The sequence below is a fragment of the Kribbella pratensis genome, from assembly GCF_004365355.1.
Classification (GTDB): Bacteria; Actinomycetota; Actinomycetes; order Propionibacteriales; family Kribbellaceae; genus Kribbella.
Map to the genome: position 1 here is coordinate 111,213 of NZ_SODP01000003.1, position 13,997 is coordinate 125,209.

Sequence of the window (13,997 nt, forward strand, 5' to 3'; positions counted from 1 at the left end):
GTGGGTGGGGAAGGGATTTCACATGGACAGAGCTGGTACCGCGAGCCCGTTGCAGCTGGTCAGGCGGGCCCTGCCCGAGCTGAACGGTGCGATGCAGCGGGTCGCCGAGCACATCCTGGCGAACCCGGACGAGGTCGCGCGCGGATCCATCACCAAGCTGGCCGAGGCCGCGCAGACCTCGGCCGCGACGGTGACGCGGCTGTCGACCCACCTCGGGTACGCCGGGTATCCCGCGCTGCGGGCCGCGCTCGCGATGGAGGTCGGCCGCGGGCTGGAAGCCGGGTGGGCGAGCGACATCGGGATGGCGATCGGTCCGGCCGATCCGCCCGAGCAGGTGCTGAACGTGCTCGCGTCGACCCAGGCGAATGCGCTGCGCAACGCGCTCGCCGCCATCGACCTCGCCGCGGCGACCCGGGTCGCGGATGCCATCGCGGGCGCACGACGTACGCATATCTATGGCGAGTGGGGTGACGCGGTCCCGGCCCGGGAGCTCTACATCCGGTTGCTGCGGATCGGGATCCCGGTGTGGTTCTTCGACGGACCGCAGTCCTCGCAGATCGGCGCCGGTCTGCTCGGCTCGGGAGACGTGGCGCTGACCGTCACCCGCTCCGGGACGGACCCGACAACGCTGGAGTTCGTCCGCCGGGCGCACGACGAGGGTGCGCTGACGGTCGCGATCACCGGGATGGTCGGCTCGCCGATCGCGCAGCTGGCCGACGTCACGCTCGACACCGGTACGCCGAACGGCGCCAACTGGACCGAGTTCTTCGCCGGCCGTGCGAGCGACGTACTCACGGCCGGCCTGTTGTTCGTGCTGGTCGCGCAGCGGGTGCCCGATCACCTCACCGCCAATCACCCGAACGGGCCGGGGCAGCCCGTCGTACGTCCGGACGCCGATCTCCATCCCGACACCTTCGTCAATCCTGATACGTGAAAGGTTTCTGAATGCAGCAGCTCGAGATCCAGACCGATCTGACCGTCGTCGGCGGCGGGCTCGCCGGGATCTGTGCGGCGATCGGCGCCGCGCGGCAGGGGAGCAGCGTGGCGCTGGTGCAGAACCGGCCGGTGCTCGGCGGCAACTCGTCCAGCGAGGTGCGGGTGTGGGTGTGCGGGGCGACCGCGCACGGTGTCCAGAGTTTCGCCCGCGAGACCGGCATCATGGGTGAGCTGTTCCTCGAGAACCAGTACCAGAACCCGCTGGGGAACCCCTACTACTGGGATCTCGTGCTGCTGGAAGCGGTCCGCGCCGAGCCGCTGATCACGCTCTACCTGAACACCGACGTGCGTTCGGTCGACGCCGCGGACGGCGAGATCCGCTCGGTGACCGGGTGGCAGATGGGGTCGGAGAAGGAGATCCGGTTCGTCAGTCCGGCGTACGTCGACTGCTCGGGTGACGGGCTGGTGGGGCTGCTCGCCGGCGCGGAGTTCCGCACCGGGCGCGAGCCGCGATCGGAGTACGACGAGTCGTGGGCGCCGCTCGTGCCGGACTCGAACACGCTCGGCAGCACGATCCTCTTCTACACCAAGGACGCGGGGGAGCCGGTGCGGTTCGTGCCGCCGTCGTTCGCTCGGGACGTGACCGAGACCGCGATCCCGGAACGCCGGGTGATCCGCACCGACATGAACGGGTGCGCGTTCTGGTGGATCGAGTGGGGCGGCTCGCTCGACGTCGTCGACGACAACGAGGCGATCCGGGACGAGTTGCAGGCTGTGGTTTACGGGATCTGGGACTACATCAAGAACTCCGGGCGGTTCGATGCGGACAACCTGACGCTGGAGTGGATCGGGTCGGTGCCGGGGAAGCGCGAGTACCGGCGGTTCCTCGGCGATCACGTGCTGACGCAGCACGACGTACTCTCGCAGACTCCGTTCGAGGACCGCGTTGCGTTCGGTGGTTGGTCGATCGACCTGCACCCGCCGGGTGGGGTCTATGCGGCCGAGCGCGGGTCGAAGCATTGGCATCCGGACGGGAACTACCACATCCCGCTGCGGTCTTTGTATTCGCGGAACGTACGCAACCTGTGGATGGCCGGGCGCAACATCAGTGCGAGTCACGTAGCGTTCGGTACGACGCGAGTGATGGCGACGTGTGCGCTGCTCGGTGAGGCGGCCGGGGTCGGCGCTTCTGTGGCCCTGCGCAACGGGTTGCCGCCGCGGGAGCTGGCGCGCTCGCGTTTCGAGCTGGTGAAGCACGCACTGACGCGCGCCGACTCGTCGGTCCTCGGCGTGGTTGACGACGATCCGGCGAACCTTGCGCTGTCCGCTTCGGTGAGCGCGTCGTCGAGTTTGACCCGCCCGGTGGTCGAGGTTTCGTCCGGGACTCTGCCGCTGACCGACGATCTTGGCATGGTCATCCCGGTTGACCCGGCGTTGGACGGTTTCGAGCTGCTCGTCGACTCCGCCGGTGGGTCGTTGACCGTGGAGCTGCATGACCCGGTCAAGCCGCAGAACTACCTGCCGGCCGCTCTGGTCGACTCCTGCACGATCGACGTACCCGCTGGTGAGAAGCGCTGGGTCCAGGTGCCGCTGTCGTGGCATCCGTCCGCTCCGGCCAACGCCTTCGTCGTACTGCGGAAGACGCCGGACATCTCGGTCCACACAGCGTCGACCGCGCTGCCGGGCACGGTGCATTTCACCCATCGTGAGCCGGGGCCTGACGAGCAGTGGACCGAACAGTTCCGTGCCTGGAAGCACATCCTGCCCCGCGGCGGGTTGTGCATCCGCCTCGGCGAGACCGCGGCGTACTCACCCTCGAAGGTGATTGGCGGCTACTCGCGCCCGTACGGCGGGCCCAACCTCTGGTCCTCCGAAGACCTCGCGTGGGACCCGAATCCCTGGCTGGAACTCACCTGGCCCGAGCCGGTCGAGCTCTCGGAGGTCGTCGTCATCCTCGACGCCGACGTCCAGGAAGACCTCATCAACCTCCACCACCACCGCACTCCCTTCGAGTCCCTCCCCACCCTCCTCTCCGACTACACCCTCGAATCCCGCAACGGCACCGACGCCCCCTGGCACCCCATCGCCACCGTCACCGCCAACCACCACCGCACCCAACGCCATCACCTGCACACGCCCATCCAGGCCACCCACCTCCGCCTAACCACTCACGCGACCAACGGCGCCCCAAGAGCCCACGTCGTCTCCATCCGCGCCTACGGTCAGTAGCGCCATTCGAGTTCGTTTTCCTGCATCCATTGGGTGAGTGGGTCGGCTGCGCGGCGGGGGATCGTTGCGCCTGTGAGGAGGTCGGCCAGGACCTGGGCAGGTGCGGCGAGGCGGAGGCCGGTGGAGGTTTTGCGGGAGCGGGTGAAGACGACATCGGACATCGGCTCGGCCAGGACGATCGACCTCGTCTTGGTTGGTACCAGCTCCCAGATGGTTGCGGCTGCTTGGGCGTCTGGGGTGTAGATGACTGTGCGGCCGGTGGGGGTTTCTGGGGACCAGTGGTGGGCTGCAGCGGTGCCAGTGACGGCGTGGCGGATCGGGGTGGTGGGGATTCGGTCCAGGAGGGGTGGGGCGCCGGGTTTGGTGCGCCAGTAGGTGAGGTGGGTGGTCTGGGTGAAGCGGAAGTCCTCGTTCCAGCGGCGGAGTAGGGCGAGCCAGCTGGGGACGGTGACTACTCCTGGGGCTCGGCGTTCGACCAGGTCTTCTTGGTCGAGGGCGTCGATGATGCGGCGCACTGATGGGGCCGGCACGCCGCTGGTGGTGACCAGGTCGTGGGTTGTCCACAGGCTGCGGAAGTCCAGGAGGGCTCGGATGACGCGTGCCGCCGCGTCTCCGGCGTACGGGCCGGTTGCGGTGGCGTTCATCCGCCGGTCCCGTCACGTGGCACTTGGATGCCCAGCGGCACGGTCGCGTACGTGGTCCACTCGTACTGGTTGCGGTCGCGGTTGAGCTCGATCAGCGTGACGTCGGTCAGCTCGGTCGTGGCGACACCGCCGCCGAGTGCCTTCACACGCTTCTCGAGCGGCTCGGCCGGGGCGACCTGGTTCCAGTAGCCCAGGGAGATGTGCGGATCGAGCTCGGGCAGCGCGGGCACGGAGTCGCGGCCCCACACGTCGGTGATCGCGGCGCGCAGCTGAGCGCGGAGGCGGCGCATCCGGTCGACCGGCTCGACCGGGAGTTGCAGGCTCTCGACATCGACGACGGGCGAGCCGACCTTGATCTCGAACGGCCGGAAGTGCTCGAGCCGCCGACGCGTGGCCTCGACGATCAGGTCGAGATCCGGCCGCGGCACCTTGTCCGTGAACCCGACTCCTTGCACCGTGAGATGCAGCCACCGCGCCGGCACCGGTGTGATCCCGGGCAGCGAGTCGACCAGCTGCTGGTACGCCGCGTGTACCTCGGTCACCACGGAGTCTTCGGGAAAGACAACATGCCAGGTGTAGAACGATCGCCCGGGCCGCCAGTTGGGGCGCCAGTACCAGTGATCGCGGACGTCCTTGATCATGTCTGGTCCTCTTTCCTCCGTGCCGGGAGCTGGGTGAACTCGGCGATGCGTGCGCGGAGCATCCGCGCCTTCGGCGTGCGGGCGTACGGCGAGGTGAGCGCCGCGACCTCCGCGAGGCGATGAATCAGCGGACGGACGCGGTACTCCAGCTGAAGGTCCAGCACCGGCTCGACGGCCTCGATCGCACCGTCGAGCTGGCCGAGGAGCAGCCGCGCTTTCGCCTGCTGCAGGCGGGCCATGCGTTCCGATCCTGGGTTCCGCAGCGTGTACGGCGCTGCCTCGAACATCGCGACGCTGTGGTCGGCGTGATTCGACGTGTGCTCCGGCCGGCCGAAGGCGAGATAGGTATCCGCCCACAGTGCCTCGGCGCGTTCCGGCGTGCAGAGCAGGAGGCCGCCGGGCTCGGAGTCGGCCTGGCGCACGGACAGCTGTTGGGCCAGGTCGAGCATGTCGCGGGCTTTGTCGGGTTGGCCGGCGCGGGCGTGGTCGACCGATGCCGCGCTGGCCAGCAACAGTCGTGCGGTGCCGGCGGAGTACCGCAGTCCGTCCTCGGCGTACGACGCGGCGCGGGTGAAGTCCTCCTGCCAGAAGGCGGCAGTGTGTTGGGTGGCGCGGATCCAGCCGCGCAGTACGTCGTGGTCCGCGGCTTCGGCGCAGGCCCAGGCCGTGCGGGTGTGGCTCTCGGCGATGTCGGGGCGGCCGAGGTCGACGGACATCCAGGCGAGCATGGTGATCGCCCAGCCGGCCGCGGAGTACAGGTCGCGGGATTGGCGTGGGGATTGGTTGCCGGCGAGGAGTGCGAAGGCGCGGTCGCGGATCGCGCGGCTCTTGGCGAACAGCGGTCTGGTCGGCGTCCGGAGGTAGGACTGCGCGATGCGCTCGATGTCTGCCTGCAGTTGCTCGACGGTGAGCTCGCCGACGTTGGACTCCTCGGCGAACGACAGCAGCGCGATGGACTCGTCACTCGCGTGGATCAGGTCGTCGTCGTGGCCGACCATCGACGGCGGCGTCGGCTCCGGCTCGGCGACGGCGACGCCGGACGGCGGGTAGAACCCGAGTTCGTTGTCGGAGGCAACATCGAGGACATGGCGCAGGCCGGAACGGTAGGCGGCGCCGGGCCAGCGGACGGCGCCGCGTTCCAGCTTGGCGATGTAGTGACCGTCGAGCTCGTACTTGATCTCGGTCGTGTCCCAGAGCCAGGCACAGATCGCGTCGGCGAGCTCGGCCCGGGACATGTGTTCGCCCGGCGCGCGGCGCGACGGGGTGCGTTCTCGCGCGCCGCGCAACATCTCGTTGGGCTCTGACATGGCGGTAACTGTAAGACGCCGAACACCCTCTGCGACCACGAAATCGGGCCTTGTGGATGATCTGCCCCGCGATGCCCCGAGCTGCCCCGAAAACACTGCTGGGAAAGGGTTTTGGCCGCAATCGCGGACCGGTTCGCGGCCGTAAATCAGGGCATCGAAGCCGGTGGCGCCGCTCCTTCGCGCTTGCTGAGCGTGATCACGGTGGGGCATCGCGGGGCAACCCGGGGCAGATAGGGGCAGCCCCTCCATTCGGGACCGGCAGCCCGTAGGGTTGTCGGGTGGTCGAAGAAGCCGTTACTACCTTGCGTGCCGAGCTGGAGCAGTTCGAGCGGCCCGAGGAGGGGTTCGCTCTGCTCGAGGTGTTTCTCGAGGTGGCTCGGCCGCGATTGGGTGCGGTCGTGCTGGATCCGGTCGGACTGCGGTTGCCGGAGGAGATGACCGACGACCGCGCCGTCGTGCAGAAGCTGATCGACGAGATCGATCAGGAAGTCCGCGGTACGTCGCGGGTGCCCGAGCGCGAGTTCGACATGGACGACGAGCAGGCACGCTGGGACTACGTGCGGCTCGCGTACAGCTCGAGCCAGGCAACGGTGTGGAGCCGACGCCGGCGGACGACGTACTTCGAGGCGTCCGGGCAGCGCAGAGCGACGTACTGGCTGCCGGACAGCCTGAAGACCGACTACTTCGAAGCGCTGAGTTCGCGCGGTTGGGCCATCCCGCCGGACTGGCTCACCGCGGTCGCCAAGCGCCCGAAGCCCTGGTGGAAACGCGGCGGGCGCTAGCCAAGGGCAGGCAGACGGGTCAGGGCGTCGGCGACTGCTGATTGAATCTCGGCGTCGTCCCAGCTGCGGTCGGTCATGGTGCCGGAGAGGTAGGCGTCGTACGCCGCCAGGTCCAGGTGGCCGTGGCCGCAGAGGGCGGTGAGGATGACCTTCTCCTCGCCGGACTCCTTGCAGCGTTGGGCTTCCTCGATGGCGGCGGCCAGGGCGTGAGTGGGCTCGGGGGCCGGGACGATGCCTTCGGTGCGGGCGAACTGGATACCCGCGGCGAAGCACTCGGACTGCGGTTTGGCGACGGCCTCGATCTCGCCGGACTCGTACAGGTGGCTGATCAGCGGGCTCATCCCGTGGTACCGCAGGCCGCCGGCGTGGATCGGGTCGGGGATGAAGTCGTGGCCCAGCGTGTGCATCTTCATCAGCGGTGTCATGCCGAGGGTGTCGCCGAAGTCGTACGCGTACGTGCCTTGCGTCAGCGACGGGCAGGCCGCAGGCTCGACCGCGCGGACGACCGGTGACATCCGGCCGGCCCACTTCTCGCGCAGGAACGGGAACGCCAGGCCGCCGAAGTTCGACCCGCCGCCGGTGCAGCCGACGAGCAGATCGGGGGTCTCGCCAACCATCGCGAGCTGGATCAACGCTTCCTCGCCGATGATCGTCTGGTGCAGCAGAACGTGGTTCAGCACGGAGCCGAGGGCGTAATGCACCTCCGGATCCTGGACCGCGGCCTCGACCGCCTCGCTGATCGCGATCCCGAGTGAACCGGTGGAGTCGGGGTGCTCGGCAAGGATCTTCCGCCCGGCCTCGGTCAGGTCTGACGGGCTCGGGTGCACGGTCGCGCCGAAGACCTGCATCATCGTCCGCCGGTACGGCTTCTGGTCGTACGACGCCCGCACCTGCCAGACCTCGCACTCCAGGTCGTACTGCGCGCAGGCGAAGGCCAACGCCGTCCCCCACTGGCCTGCGCCCGTCTCGGTTGTCAGCTTCCGGACGCCGGACTTCGCGTTGTAGTACGCCTGTGGGACGGCGGTGTTGGGCTTGTGTGATCCCGCGGGCGAGACGCCTTCGTACTTGTAGTAGATGCGTGCCGGTGTATCGAGCGCCTTCTCCAGCCGATGCGCGCGGTACAGCGGGCTGGGTCGCCACAGCCGGTAGACGTCGAGCACTTCGCCCGGGATATCGACGTACTGCTCCTGGGAAACCTCTTGCATGATCAGGTCCATCGGGAACAGCGGCGCCAGATCATCCGGCCCGATCGGTTGCCCCGTCCCCGGATGCAACACCGGCGGCGGAGGCGTCGGCAGATCGTGCAGCACGTTGTACCACCGCGTGGGCATCTCGTCTTCTGGCAGCAGGATCTTCGTCGGCGTCATGCCAGCAAAACTAGGCCCGCCCCCACCCCCAGGCAACGACCCGAACCGGAACTCTCCCAGCACTTAATTTGCACTGCTCAACCGTTCGACCGTGCCGTCGGTCTGCACGCGGTAGACCACGTCGGACGGCTGCCGCGTTACGAGCGCATCCGGTACGCCGAGTTGCCGCAGAAGCACCCGCCCGATCATCTCGTGCGACACCAGCAACGGCCGCCGTACGCCGGCTCGCCCGACCTCCGCAAGCACACGACCTGCGCGGACGTCGCCGTCCGCGTACCTCTCGCCCTGCGGGAAACGGAAGCCGTACTTGTCCCGCTCCCGCTCGGCTCGCTGACCCGGCCAGCCGGCATCGATCTCGGCCGAGGTGAGCCCCGCCCACGATCCGTGATCGATCTCGGCCAGATCCTCGAGCACCTCGACGGTCAGCCCGAGCGCGGCGCCGATGATCGAGGCGGTTCGGCGGGCACGGCCGAGTGGGCTCGCGAAGACGGCGTCGATGCGCTCCGTCGACAACAGTTCACCGTTCCGTGCGGCCTGGCGCAGGCCGAGGTCCGTGAGCGGCGAGTCCAGACGGCCTTGGCGGCGGCCGGCGACGTTCCATTCGGTCTGGCCGTGGCGGGCCAGGTAGACAGTCAGGCCGGGACGGCGGCCGGGGTCCCGAGCCATTGGTCGATCTCGGCGAGGAGGGACTTCTTGACCTCGGGTGGCGCGGTGGCGGCCAGGACAGAGCCGCGTGCCAGGTCGGCCAGCTCGTTGTCGGTGAAGTTGTGGACGGTGCGGGCGGTTTCGTACTGTTCGGCGAGGCGGGAGCCGAAGAGCAGCGGGTCGTCGGCGCCGAGGGCGATGCGGGCGCCGGCCTCGTAGAGGTCGCGGAGGGGGACGTCTTCGGGGCGGCGGTAGACGCCGAGCGAGACGTTGGAGGCGGGGCAGACCTCGAGAGCGATCTGGGCGTCGACCACGCGCTTCAGGAGGTCAGGGTCCTCGACGACGCGTACGCCGTGGCCGATGCGGCCGGCGCCCAACTCGTCGAGGCAGGTGCGCACCGTGGCCGGACCGCACAGTTCGCCGCCGTGGGGTGCGGCGAGAAGCCCCGCGTGGTGGGCGATGCGGAAGGCCGGGGCGAACTCCGACGTCGTGCCGCGGCGCTCGTCGTTGGACAGGCCGAACCCGACCACCCCGCGACCGACGTACTGCGATGCCAACCGGGCCAGCGTCCGTGCATCCAGCGGATGACGGGTGCGGTTGGCGGCGATGATCACCTGGACCGAGATACCTGTCGACTCCGACGCATCGCGCGCGGCGTCGAGCACCAGGTCGGTGAACTCCGTGATCCCGTGGAACCGGTTCGCGTACCCGGACGGGTCGACCTGGATTTCCAGCCAGCGGGATCCGTCGGCGCGGTCGTCCTCGGCTGCTTCGCGGACCAGACGACGTACGTCGTCCTCCGTCCGCAGCACGGAACGGGCGATGTCGTACAACCGCTGGAACCGGAACCAGCCGCGCTCGTCCGCCGCCGACAGCTCCGGCGGCCAGTCCGTCCGCAGTGCGTCCGGCAGCCGGACGCCGTGCTTGTCCGCCAGCTCGACCAGCGTCAGATGCCGCATCGACCCGGAGAAGTGCAGATGCAGGTGTGTTTTCGGCAGCACCCGCAGATCCCGCTGCGTCATTACCGAAGGTTACCGAGGCCCTACCCGCCCGACGAAATCCACCGCCGAAATCCGGCGCTGAATCCCGCAGGCGATCGTGGTCAGCCGAGCAGCTTGGCGATCCGGCTCAGCCCTTCGGCCAGGTCGTCGTCGCCGAGCGCGTAGGACAGCCGCAGATACCCCCGCGCACCGAACGCCTCACCCGGCACGACCGCCACCTCGACCTCGTCCAGGATCAGGTCGGCCAGCTCCGCCGAGGTCGAAGCCGTCCGTCCGTTGATCTCCTTCCCGAGCACCCCCTTGACCGACGGGTACGCGTAGAACGCGCCGGTCGGCTCCGGGCACTCGACGCCGGGGATCTCGTTGAGCATCCGGACCATGGTCCGGCGGCGGCGATCGAACGCCTTCTTCATCTCGTCGACCGCGCTCAGGTCGCCGGAGACCGCGGCGAGCGCGGCCCGCTGGGCGACGTTGCAGACGTTCGAGGTCTGGTGCGACTGCAGGTTGGTCGCGGCCTTGATCACGTCCTTCGGGCCGATCATCCAGCCGACCCGCCAGCCGGTCATCGCGTACGTCTTGGCGACCCCGTTCAGTACGACGGTCTTGTCGGCCAGCTCGGGTACGACGACCGGGATCGACGTCGACCGTGCATCGCCGTACGTCAGATGCTCGTAGATCTCGTCGGTGATCACCCAGAGGTCGTGCTCGAGCGCCCAGCGGCCGATCGCCTCGACGGTCTCCGGGCTGTCGACGGCGCCGGTCGGGTTCGAGGGCGAGCAGATCAGCAGCGCCTTGGTCCGCGGGGTCCGGGCCGCCTCGAGCTGCTCGACCGTGACGGAGTAGTTCTGCGACTCGTCCGCGAACACCTCGACCGGCACGCCGCCGGCCAGCCGGATGGTCTCCGGGTACGTCGTCCAGTACGGCGCCGGCAGCAGCACCTCGTCGCCCGGGTCGAGCAGCGTCGCGAACGCGTTGTAGACCGCGTGCTTGCCGCCGTTCGTGACCAGGACCTGGGCCGCCTCGATCTCGTAGCCGGAGTCCCGCTTGGTCTTGACCGCGATCGCCTGCTTCAGCTCCGGCAGGCCGCCGGCCGGACTGTACCGGTGGTTCTTCGGATCCCGTGCCGCCGCGACCGCTGCTTCCACGATGTAGTCCGGCGTCGGGAAGTCCGGCTCGCCCGCACCGAACCCGATGACCGGGCGTCCGGCTGCCTTGAGTGCCTTCGCCTTGGCGTCGACCGCCAGTGTCGCCGATTCACTGATGGCGCCGATCCGCGCCGAGATCCTGGAACCCATGGCTTCCATCCTGGCACCAGGCGGTCCGGCGGTGCGCGCGGGTTTCACCCCGCGGTCCCGGGAACACGCCAGGGGTGTGGTCCGTTGAGGACCGGTAGAGGCTGTATGGTTCTGACCGCGGTGCGGCGCCCGGGTAAGGGGTCGTTCGGGTGGAGCCTCAGTTCGACCAGGTGGCTCAGACCCCGTACACTCTTCTAGTCCGGGCGTTGGTGGCCCTGATCCGGCATGCCTGAGATCAGGTCCGACGCGGCGTCCAGATGGATTGCAGAGGGCACTAGCTCAACTGGCAGAGCATCGGTCTCCAAAACCGAAGGTTGGGGGTTCAAGTCCCTCGTGCCCTGCAAATCCTGACCGGCGCAGGGCCGGTCAGGCCGCCGCTAGCGAAAGAGGTAGGTCGTGACGGAGACGCGCACCCCGGCACCGTCCGGCGCCGGCAAGCCTGCGGAAGGCAAGCAGCGCCGTGGACTGGTGCGCTTCTACCGCGAGGTGGTCGCCGAGCTCCGCAAGGTCGTCTGGCCGACGCGCAAGCAGCTCTCCACCTACTTCGTGGTCGTGCTGACCTTCGTGGTGTTCGTCATCGCGATCGTCTCGGTCCTCGACCTCGCCTTCGGCTGGGCGATGTTCAAGATCTTCGGCTGAGGTCGGCCACCCGCCCTTCGCCGCAGGTCCCGGGCCCGCGCCCGACCCCAAGCCAGACCACCCCCGATCCACAGATGACGGAGTACGACGTGTCCGATCGCGACGACGAGGTCCTCGAGCTCGAGGACGAGTTCGACGTATCCGAGTCCGACGACGATCTCGAGTTCGACGAGAACGACACCGACGATGACCTCTTCGGTGACGACGACGATGACGACCCGTTCGCGGATCTCGACGACGACGATGAGGACGAGGACGACGACATCACCGACGTCGCGGACGAGTACGTCGCGGACGACGACTCCGAGGAGCCGCCGGCGGACGCGGACGACTCCGACGACGAGCCGCTGGTGGTGGTCGCGGCCGACGACGAGGCCGAGGAGCCCGAGGTCGTGACCGAGGAGGACGTCGAGGACGCCACCGAGGAGCTGGCCGAGGAGACCGCCGAGACCGCGCCGGAGGACACCACCGAGGCGCCGGCCGAGCCGGACGCGGTCGTGTTCTCGAGCGGCGCGGACGCCGACGACGAGACCGCCGAGGACGAGGACGAGGACTCAGCCGACGACGAGACCGCCGAGGCGGCCGTCGAGGCGGAGCCGGAGCCGGAGGAGCCGGGCGACCCGCTCGAGGAGCTCCGCAGCCGGCTGCGTTCGCAGATCGGCGACTGGTACGTCGTGCACACGTACTCAGGGATGGAGAACCGGGTCAAGGGCAACCTGGAGAACCGGATCAACTCCCTGAACATGGAGGACTACATCTTCGAGATCATCGTGCCGACCGAAGAGGTCGCCGAGATCAAGAACGGTCAGCGCCGGATGGTCAAGCGCACCGTCCTCCCCGGCTACGTGCTGGTCCGGATGGACCTGACCGACGAGTCCTGGTCGACCGTGCGGCACACGCCGTCGGTGACCGGCTTCGTCGGGAACAGCCAGAAGCCGGTCCCGCTCAGCCTCGAAGAGGTTGAGAAGATGCTCGCTCCGGCCGTCGTGGCGGCGGCCGAGGCGGCGGCAGCCGAAGCCGGCGCCGCACCCGCCAAGACCGCGGCCAAGAAGAAGGTCGAGGTTGCCGACTTCGGTGTCGGTGACTCGGTCATGGTGGTCGACGGGCCGTTCGCGACCCTGCACGCCACAGTCACGGAGATCAATGCCGAGGCCCAGCGGATCAAGGCCCTGGTGGAGATTTTCGGCCGGGAGACCCCGGTGGAACTCAGCTTCAACCAGATCCAGAAAGTCTAAGGACCCGACAGAATGCCTCCCAAGAAGAAGATCGCTGCCCTGGTCAAGGTGCAGCTCCAGGCCGGTGCCGCGACGCCGGCACCGCCGGTCGGTACCGCGCTCGGTCCGCACGGCGTCAACATCATGGAGTTCTGCAAGGCGTACAACGCCCAGACGGAGTCCATGCGCGGAAACGTCGTACCGGTCGAGATCACGATCTACGAAGACCGGACCTTCAGCTTCATCACCAAGACGCCGCCGGCGCCGGAGATGATCAAGAAGGCCGCCGGGCTGCAGAAGGGCTCCGCCGTTCCGCAGCGCGACAAGGTCGGCAAGATCACCAAGGACCAGGTCCGCGAGATCGCCACGACCAAGATGCCGGACCTGAACGCCCGTGACATCGACGCCGCGATGAAGATCATCGAGGGCACCGCCCGTTCGATGGGCGTCACGGTCGACGGCTGATCGCCGTACACCCCAAGCAATCAGTAGTTGTGGCAGGGCGAAGCGCCGCCCGGACACCACACCCCAGAGAGGAACAGCAATGGCACAGCGCAGCAAGGCTTACCGCGCCGCCGCGGAGAAGATCGACTTCGATCACCTGTACACGCCGCTCGAGGCGATCCGGCTGGCCAAGGAGGCCGCCGGCAGCAAGAAGTTCAACTCGACCGTGGACGTCGCGATGCGTCTCGGGGTCGACCCTCGCAAGGCCGACCAGATGGTGCGCGGCACCGTCAACCTTCCGCACGGTACTGGCAAGACGGCACGGGTCCTCGTCTTCGCCACCGGTGAGAAGGCCGAGCAGGCGAAGGCCGCCGGCGCCGACTTCGTCGGCGACGACGACATGATCAAGAAGGTGACCGACGGCTGGCTCGACTTCGACGCCGTCGTCGCGACCCCTGACCTGATGGGCAAGGTCGGCCGCCTCGGCCGCGTCCTCGGCCCGCGTGGTCTGATGCCGAACCCGAAGACCGGCACGGTCACCCCCGACGTGGTGAAGGCCGTGAACGACATCAAGGGCGGCAAGATCGAGTTCCGGGTCGACCGGCACGCGAACCTGCACTTCATCATCGGCAAGGCGTCGTTCGACGAGGCCCAGCTGGTGGAGAACTACGGCGCGGCGCTCGACGAGATCCTCCGGCTCAAGCCGGCCAGCTCGAAGGGTCGCTACATCAAGAAGACGGTCTTCTCGACCACGATGGGACCGGGTGTCCAGGTTGACCCCAACCTGTCCCGCAACCTGACCGAGGAGTCGGTCGAGGCCTGAGCCTCACCTCTTCACACAGCAAGCCCCCGG

At 68.4% G+C, this 13,997-nt stretch carries 14 protein-coding genes and 1 tRNA gene; 8 read left to right on the forward strand and 7 right to left on the reverse strand.

Annotated features, from left to right (window positions below):
- The first annotated feature begins 22 nt into the window (after window positions 1–22).
- Both EV653_RS28205 and EV653_RS28210 read left to right on the forward strand, forming a co-directional pair.
- Window positions 23–934 carry a MurR/RpiR family transcriptional regulator gene (locus EV653_RS28205; RefSeq protein ID WP_134107082.1) on the forward strand — a complete coding sequence of 304 codons (912 nt, stop codon included), beginning with the start codon at window positions 23–25 and terminating at the stop codon, window positions 932–934.
- Window positions 935–945: 11 nt separating this feature from the next.
- On the forward strand, window positions 946–3,165 hold the full coding sequence (locus tag EV653_RS28210) for an FAD-dependent oxidoreductase (RefSeq protein ID WP_134107084.1): 2,220 nt from the start codon (window positions 946–948) through the stop codon (window positions 3,163–3,165).
- Here EV653_RS28210 and EV653_RS28215 read toward each other — a convergent pair.
- The 3 genes from EV653_RS28215 to EV653_RS28225 are packed head-to-tail and all read right to left on the reverse strand — an operon-like array spanning window position 3,159 to window position 5,757.
- Window positions 3,159–3,809, reverse strand: a complete 651-nt coding sequence (locus EV653_RS28215; protein WP_134107086.1) for a hypothetical protein — start codon at window positions 3,807–3,809, stop codon at window positions 3,159–3,161. The genes EV653_RS28210 and EV653_RS28215 overlap by 7 nt on opposite strands.
- Complete coding sequence (locus tag EV653_RS28220; protein WP_134107088.1) at window positions 3,806–4,450, reverse strand: 2'-5' RNA ligase family protein; 645 nt, start codon at window positions 4,448–4,450, stop codon at window positions 3,806–3,808. The genes EV653_RS28215 and EV653_RS28220 overlap by 4 nt, the downstream gene beginning before the upstream one ends.
- A complete protein-coding gene (locus EV653_RS28225; protein ID WP_238160416.1) occupies window positions 4,447–5,757 on the reverse strand; it encodes a hypothetical protein in 1,311 nt (436 codons plus the stop codon). The genes EV653_RS28220 and EV653_RS28225 overlap by 4 nt, the downstream gene beginning before the upstream one ends.
- Before the next feature lie 278 nt (window positions 5,758–6,035).
- On the opposite strand from EV653_RS28225, the gene EV653_RS28230 reads away from it, so the two are divergent.
- The gene (locus EV653_RS28230) at window positions 6,036–6,539 is read left to right on the forward strand and encodes a hypothetical protein (protein ID WP_134107090.1); all 504 of its coding nucleotides are present in this window, start codon (window positions 6,036–6,038) and stop codon (window positions 6,537–6,539) included.
- On the opposite strand, the gene EV653_RS28235 is transcribed toward EV653_RS28230, so the two are convergent.
- From EV653_RS28235 to EV653_RS28250, 4 genes are all read right to left on the reverse strand, one after another.
- Window positions 6,536–7,906, reverse strand: coding sequence for a TrpB-like pyridoxal phosphate-dependent enzyme (locus EV653_RS28235; RefSeq protein WP_134107092.1), 1,371 nt, complete (start codon window positions 7,904–7,906; stop codon window positions 6,536–6,538). The genes EV653_RS28230 and EV653_RS28235 overlap by 4 nt on opposite strands.
- Window positions 7,907–7,969: 63 nt before the next feature.
- Window positions 7,970–8,572 carry a histidine phosphatase family protein gene (locus EV653_RS28240; protein WP_134107094.1) on the reverse strand — a complete coding sequence of 201 codons (603 nt, stop codon included), beginning with the start codon at window positions 8,570–8,572 and terminating at the stop codon, window positions 7,970–7,972.
- Window positions 8,539–9,573, reverse strand: a complete 1,035-nt coding sequence (locus EV653_RS28245) for an adenosine deaminase (protein WP_134107096.1) — start codon at window positions 9,571–9,573, stop codon at window positions 8,539–8,541. Before EV653_RS28245 ends, EV653_RS28240 begins: the two co-directional genes overlap by 34 nt.
- An 80-nt stretch (window positions 9,574–9,653) precedes the next feature.
- The gene (locus tag EV653_RS28250) at window positions 9,654–10,847 is read right to left on the reverse strand and encodes a pyridoxal phosphate-dependent aminotransferase (protein WP_134107098.1); all 1,194 of its coding nucleotides are present in this window, start codon (window positions 10,845–10,847) and stop codon (window positions 9,654–9,656) included.
- Between the two features lie 268 nt (window positions 10,848–11,115).
- Between EV653_RS28250 and EV653_RS28255 the strand changes: the two genes are divergently transcribed.
- The 5 genes from EV653_RS28255 (at window position 11,116) to rplA (ending at window position 13,967) form a co-directional block, all read left to right on the forward strand.
- Window positions 11,116–11,188: transfer RNA gene (locus EV653_RS28255), tRNA-Trp, on the forward strand.
- A gap of 55 nt (window positions 11,189–11,243) precedes the next feature.
- Window positions 11,244–11,486: a preprotein translocase subunit SecE gene (gene secE, locus EV653_RS28260; RefSeq protein WP_134107100.1), complete on the forward strand. Its 243-nt coding sequence runs from the start codon at window positions 11,244–11,246 to the stop codon at window positions 11,484–11,486.
- Window positions 11,487–11,749: 263 nt separating this feature from the next.
- A complete protein-coding gene (gene nusG, locus EV653_RS28265; protein ID WP_166679658.1) occupies window positions 11,750–12,721 on the forward strand; it encodes a transcription termination/antitermination protein NusG in 972 nt (323 codons plus the stop codon).
- Window positions 12,722–12,733: 12 nt separating this feature from the next.
- Window positions 12,734–13,165, forward strand: a complete 432-nt coding sequence (rplK, locus tag EV653_RS28270; RefSeq protein ID WP_134107104.1) for a 50S ribosomal protein L11 — start codon at window positions 12,734–12,736, stop codon at window positions 13,163–13,165.
- Window positions 13,166–13,244: 79 nt separating this feature from the next.
- On the forward strand, window positions 13,245–13,967 hold the full coding sequence (rplA, locus tag EV653_RS28275; RefSeq protein ID WP_134107106.1) for a 50S ribosomal protein L1: 723 nt from the start codon (window positions 13,245–13,247) through the stop codon (window positions 13,965–13,967).
- Window positions 13,968–13,997: the final 30 nt, after the last annotated feature.

Coding starts and splice junctions, on each gene's coding strand:
- EV653_RS28205 (WP_134107082.1), top strand. CDS start 23: ATGGACAGAGCTGGTACCGCGAGCCCGTTGCAGCTGGTCAGGCGGGCC.
- EV653_RS28210 (WP_134107084.1), top strand. CDS start 946: ATGCAGCAGCTCGAGATCCAGACCGATCTGACCGTCGTCGGCGGCGGG.
- EV653_RS28215 (WP_134107086.1), bottom strand. CDS start 3,809: ATGAACGCCACCGCAACCGGCCCGTACGCCGGAGACGCGGCGGCACGC.
- EV653_RS28220 (WP_134107088.1), bottom strand. CDS start 4,450: ATGATCAAGGACGTCCGCGATCACTGGTACTGGCGCCCCAACTGGCGG.
- EV653_RS28225 (WP_238160416.1), bottom strand. CDS start 5,757: ATGTCAGAGCCCAACGAGATGTTGCGCGGCGCGCGAGAACGCACCCCG.
- EV653_RS28235 (WP_134107092.1), bottom strand. CDS start 7,906: ATGACGCCGACGAAGATCCTGCTGCCAGAAGACGAGATGCCCACGCGG.
- EV653_RS28240 (WP_134107094.1), bottom strand. CDS start 8,572: ATGGCTCGGGACCCCGGCCGCCGTCCCGGCCTGACTGTCTACCTGGCC.
- EV653_RS28245 (WP_134107096.1), bottom strand. CDS start 9,573: ATGACGCAGCGGGATCTGCGGGTGCTGCCGAAAACACACCTGCATCTG.
- EV653_RS28250 (WP_134107098.1), bottom strand. CDS start 10,847: ATGGGTTCCAGGATCTCGGCGCGGATCGGCGCCATCAGTGAATCGGCG.
- rplK (WP_134107104.1), top strand. CDS start 12,734: ATGCCTCCCAAGAAGAAGATCGCTGCCCTGGTCAAGGTGCAGCTCCAG.
- rplA (WP_134107106.1), top strand. CDS start 13,245: ATGGCACAGCGCAGCAAGGCTTACCGCGCCGCCGCGGAGAAGATCGAC.